Source organism: Synechococcus sp. R3-13, assembly GCF_047462195.1.
GTDB lineage: Bacteria > Cyanobacteriota > Cyanobacteriia > Thermostichales > Thermostichaceae > Thermostichus.
Genome location: NZ_JANSIO010000300.1, coordinates 1 through 3,576, shown reverse-complemented (window position 1 = coordinate 3,576; position 3,576 = coordinate 1). Strand labels below are relative to the sequence as shown.

Below are 3,576 nucleotides of genomic sequence, written 5' to 3'. Positions count from 1 at the left end.
GTTGAGCTTATCATTGACTAGAGTCATGCTCCAAGCATCGGTGAGGGAATAGCCCAACTCCTGCATCATGCGCCGCAGCAGGGGCAAACTCAGCCCGATAACATTTCCAGGGCACCCCTCGATCCGCTCCACAAACAGGCTGCCACGACCATCGATGGCAAAACAGCCGGCACAGGCCAAAGGCTCACCGGTGGCCACATAGGCGCGGATCTCCTCGTCGCTGGGCTTGGCAAAAAACACCCGCGTCACCGCATAGTGGGTGAGGCGGCGGTTCTGCTTCGTGTCAATTAAGGCATGGCCTGTGTAGAGCTCTCCCACTTCGCCCCGCATTTGCCGCAAGCGCCGTTCCGCCTCTAGGGCATTGGGCGGCTTACCTAGGATCTCGCCATTTAGGTAGAGCACAGAGTCGGCCCCCACAACCAAGACGGGCTCCCGTTGCTGGGCCGCCACCACTTCGGCTTTCGCCGAGGCCAGCTTCTGGACCAGCTCCACCGGATTAGAGCTCTGGATTTGGCTTTCGTCGAAGTAGCTGGGTTGAACGCGATGGGGGATCCCGGCAGCCTTTAACAATTGGCGGCGGGCAGGGGATTGCGAGGCCAGTACGATAGGAGGCAACATCGACTCAACACCCAAAGCCTGGACGTTTGCTGGATGGAAGTTCGCTCCATGAGCTAGTTTCCATTAGCTTAGTTAGTGTGCGCCTGATATGCGCCGACGAGTGGGCGCCGAAAGGAAACTCTCCTGATATCTTCCCAGCCGGATCCTGTTTGTGACCACTGTACCCTCACAGGCCCCCACCCCAACTGATCTCGATCTTGCCCATTCTGGGATCCTTCAGCGCTATTGGGGGGATCAAGACACCCCGGAAAGCCGCTGGGTGAATTTGTTGGTGGCGGTGTTGGTTTTCTGTTCATCCACCTTCTTTGTGGTGGAAACCTATCCCATTCCCCCTGAGGTACGTCTTTGGCTGGAGCGGGTGGATCGCCTCATTCTCGGCCTGTTTGTGGTGGAATATCTGCTCCGCCTGGCGGCGGCCCCGCAGAAGTTGCGCTATGTCGTGAGCTTGTATTCGCTCATCGATTTGCTCGCCATTTTGCCTTTTTTTGCCGGGCTAACCGATATTCGCTTCATCCGCCTCTTGCGCTGGTTTCGCATCCTGCGGCTGCTGCGCTTGGTGGAGGGCAAAACCCTGTTTGGGCAAGTGATCTCCGCCGATAGCCGCATTTTGCTGCGCATTTTCTTCACCCTCTTTGCCATTGTTTTCGTCTACTCTGGGCTGATCTACCAGGTAGAACATCCAGTGAATCCTGGCGCTTTTGCCACCTTTTTGGATGCTTTCTACTTTTCCGTCGTTACCATGACCACGGTGGGGTTTGGGGATCTCACCCCCACTTCTGAGCTGGGCCGGCTGCTGACGGTGCTGATGATCCTGACGGGGATCGCTCTAATTCCCTGGCAAGTGGGGGAGCTGATCAAACAATTGGTGAAAAGCGGCAACTCGGTGCAATGGGCCTGCCCAGGGTGCGGTTTGTCCCAGCACGATGGGGATGCCCAATTCTGCAAACGCTGTGGCACACCGCTCTATCCAAGGGATTGAGGCTGTTGGCCAATTTGGGGCAAAGACAGGATAGGCTAGGACGGGTTGCAGGAGGATCTGCGATGTTGGCCCACCCCGAGCTAACCATCCCCGGCAAGCTGAACGTGAAGGCGGGCGTGGCGATGCTGGTTGCCGCCATTGTCCTCGGCTGGATCCTCAGCCAAGTTCAGCCGTTGCCGCTCGCCCCCCAGGAGGCTTCGGGGATCCCTGCCGAGCCCCTCCTCTGGCAGGAGGTGCCCAAACAAAAGTACGCCTGGCACATTTGCTACGCCTTTTTGGGCAACATGGGGTTGATCAACATCGGCGGCGGACTGGCCCTGGTGGTGCTGGGATCCCGCTTTACGGCTGGGCAAATGCTCTCGCAAATTCTCCTGTTGGGGGGAATGCTGCACCCGGCTTCTTGGGCTTTGGTGGCCCTGACGGGGCTGGAAGGGTGGCGCTGGCTGGGTAATGCCGGAGCCGCAGCGGTGGCGGTGGTGGTGATGGTGTTGTTTGTTTACCTGGTCTTGGCCACCTGCCGTTCCCTACAAGCCGTCCGAAGGCTGACCCAATCCCGAACCTGCCGTTAGCCCCAGTTGGGGAAAGCTGAGAAATCGTTTAAGATCGTTAACAGCAACACTCTAAACAACCGGACGGTGCTCTGCATGGCGGTGCAAGAGGAGGTTTTTTTTGAGGGCGGCCCCCACAGTGGCGATTTGGTGTTGAACTCCTTCATTGGGGCTACACTTGTCGGCTTGCCTCTGTTTGTGGGGGCACTGGTGCGTAAGCTGTGGGTACACTATCGGATTACCAATCGTCGCATCACCGTGATTGGGGGATGGGGCGGCAAGGAGCGCTCAGATGTAATCTACGGCGAGATTGCCAAGGTGGTTATGGTGCCCCGTGGCTTGGGCGTGTGGGGAGACATGGTGCTCACCCTCAAGGACGGCAGTCGCCTGGAGATGCGGGCCCTGCCTCGCTTCCGCGAGATCTACAACTACATCAACGAGCGGATTGACGAGAAAGCCAAGCAGGTGAGCGGCCCAATTGGCAAAAAGCGCCGCTCTGCCAAGTCCTGACCGTGCCTGAGCCTTGGGGATCCCTTCCTGTGGCCTTTCCCCCTCTCCCGGGCCAGCATTCGCTTGGCCTGAGCGCCTGGCGTTGGTGCATGAGTACCTGATCTGGCCGGGGGGATCGGAAAAGGTTTTGCAGGAGCTGGTGGCCTTTGCCCCCCAGGCCCCCCTTTACGTCAGTCTCTTCTCCGCTCACACCCTGCCGCCGAGCTGGCAGGAGCTGTCGATTCACACCTCTTTTTTGCAAGGCTGGGCCAAGTGGCTGGGGGTGTTGCGCCCTGACTACCATGCCCGCCTCAAGTATCTGCTGCCCTGGATGCCGTTGGCCTATGAGAGCTTCGACCTCTCCGGCTATGACTGTGTGATCTCCAGCAGCCACGCCTTTGCCAAAGGGATCCTGACGGGAGCCTCTACCCTGCACCTGAGCTACATCCACAGCCCCACCCGTTACCTCTGGGAGAACCGGGAGCTGTATCTGCAGCGAGAAGGGCTGGGGAGAAGCGGGCCTGTTGGCGCAATTGGCCAATGGCTGCTGCACCGCTTGCGCCAATGGGATTTTCTGGCAGCTCAACGTCCAGATCTGTTGATCGCCAACTCCCAGCACATTCGCCGCCGCATTGCCAAGCTCTATCGCCGCGAGGCTGTGGTCATTTATCCGCCCGTTCCGCTGCAGGGGTTGGAGCCGGTGGCGGATCCCAGCGCCGATTATGACCTGGTGGCAGGCCGACTGGTGCCCTACAAACGGGTGGATCTGGCGATTGCCGCCTGTGAACGGCTGGGTCGTCGGCTGCTGGTTGTGGGCGAAGGGCCGGAGCTGGCTCGGCTCAAGCGACTGGCGGGGCCGCAGGTGGAGTTTTTGCCCCATCAGCCCCCCGATCGTTTCCGGGAACTGCTAGCCAATTGCCGGCTGCTGCTGTTCCCCTGGGA

General features: G+C 59.4%; 5 protein-coding genes. 4 read left to right on the top strand and 1 reads right to left on the bottom strand.

Translation table 11 applies throughout. The features are described from left to right. A partial coding sequence (locus NW856_RS09425) for a Maf family protein (protein WP_414399958.1) occupies positions 1-618 on the bottom strand: 618 nt, incomplete at its 3' end. A 151-nt stretch (positions 619-769) separates the two neighbouring features. On the opposite strand from NW856_RS09425, the gene NW856_RS09420 reads away from it, so the two are divergent. From NW856_RS09420 to NW856_RS09405, 4 genes are all read left to right on the top strand, one after another. Continuing rightward, on the top strand, positions 770-1,597 hold the full coding sequence (locus tag NW856_RS09420; RefSeq protein ID WP_414399957.1) for an ion transporter: 828 nt from the start codon (positions 770-772) through the stop codon (positions 1,595-1,597). Between the two features lie 62 nt (positions 1,598-1,659). Further along, complete coding sequence (locus NW856_RS09415; protein ID WP_414399956.1) at positions 1,660-2,166, top strand: hypothetical protein; 507 nt, start codon at positions 1,660-1,662, stop codon at positions 2,164-2,166. 75 nt (positions 2,167-2,241) lie between these two features. Continuing rightward, entirely contained in the window at positions 2,242-2,655 is a 414-nt protein-coding gene (locus NW856_RS09410) for a PH domain-containing protein (protein WP_011432347.1), read from the top strand. Positions 2,656-2,740: 85 nt separating this feature from the next. Beyond that, positions 2,741-3,576: glycosyltransferase (locus tag NW856_RS09405; RefSeq protein WP_414399955.1), on the top strand; the 836-nt coding region annotated here is incomplete at its 3' end.

What these genes read in the sequence shown, in the direction of transcription:
- NW856_RS09415 (WP_414399956.1), top strand. Translation starts at nt 1,660, where the DNA reads ATGTTGGCCCACCCCGAGCTAACCATCCCCGGCAAGCTGAACGTGAAG.
- NW856_RS09410 (WP_011432347.1), top strand. Translation starts at nt 2,242, where the DNA reads ATGGCGGTGCAAGAGGAGGTTTTTTTTGAGGGCGGCCCCCACAGTGGC.